We start from the raw sequence: 1,293 nt of genomic DNA, 5'->3' as shown, positions 1-1,293 counted from the left end.
GCGAACCAGGGGAACTGAAACATCTAAGTACCCTGAGGAAAAGAAATCAACCGAGATTCCCTTAGTAGTGGCGAGCGAACGGGGACTAGCCCTTAAGTGGCTTTGAGATTAGCGGAACGCTCTGGAAAGTGCGGCCATAGTGGGTGATAGCCCTGTACGCGAAAATCTCTTAGTCATGAAATCGAGTAGGACGGAGCACGAGAAACTTTGTCTGAATATGGGGGGACCATCCTCCAAGGCTAAATACTACTGACTGACCGATAGTGAACTAGTACCGTGAGGGAAAGGCGAAAAGAACCCCGGAGAGGGGAGTGAAATAGATCCTGAAACCGTATGCGTACAAGCAGTGGGAGCAGACTTTGTTCTGTGACTGCGTACCTTTTGTATAATGGGTCAGCGACTTATTTTCAGTGGCGAGCTTAACCGAATAGGGGAGGCGTAGCGAAAGCGAGTCTTAATAGGGCGTCTAGTCGCTGGGAATAGACCCGAAACCGGGCGATCTATCCATGGGCAGGTTGAAGGTTGGGTAACACTAACTGGAGGACCGAACCGACTACCGTTGAAAAGTTAGCGGATGACCTGTGGATCGGAGTGAAAGGCTAATCAAGCTCGGAGATAGCTGGTTCTCCTCGAAAGCTATTTAGGTAGCGCCTCATGTATCACTGTAGGGGGTAGAGCACTGTTTCGGCTAGGGGGTCATCCCGACTTACCAAACCGATGCAAACTCCGAATACCTACAAGTGCCGAGCATGGGAGACACACGGCGGGTGCTAACGTCCGTCGTGAAAAGGGAAACAACCCAGACCGTCAGCTAAGGTCCCAAAGTTATGGTTAAGTGGGAAACGATGTGGGAAGGCTTAGACAGCTAGGAGGTTGGCTTAGAAGCAGCCACCCTTTAAAGAAAGCGTAATAGCTCACTAGTCGAGTCGGCCTGCGCGGAAGATGTAACGGGGCTCAAACCATACACCGAAGCTACGGGTATCACGTAAGTGATGCGGTAGAGGAGCGTTCTGTAAGCCTGTGAAGGTGAGTTGAGAAGCTTGCTGGAGGTATCAGAAGTGCGAATGCTGACATGAGTAACGACAATGGGTGTGAAAAACACCCACGCCGAAAGACCAAGGTTTCCTGCGCAACGTTAATCGACGCAGGGTTAGTCGGTCCCTAAGGCGAGGCTGAAAAGCGTAGTCGATGGAAAACAGGTTAATATTCCTGTACTTCTGGTTATTGCGATGGAGGGACGGAGAAGGCTAGGCCAGCTTGGCGTTGGTTGTCCAAGTTTAAGGTGGTAGGCTG

At 51.0% G+C, this 1,293-nt stretch carries 1 rRNA gene; it reads left to right on the top strand.

From position 1 onward, the window contains the following. Positions 1-1,293, top strand: a 23S ribosomal RNA gene (locus tag ACQRBV_RS27515); the annotation flags it as partial.

Origin of the sequence: Pseudomonas sp. R11F, assembly GCF_050312575.1 — a bacterium.
Taxonomy (GTDB): Bacteria; Pseudomonadota; Gammaproteobacteria; order Pseudomonadales; family Pseudomonadaceae; genus Aquipseudomonas; species Aquipseudomonas palleroniana.
Note: the sequence above shows the minus strand (reverse complement) of the source record. Positions and strands in the feature narration are given on the sequence as shown.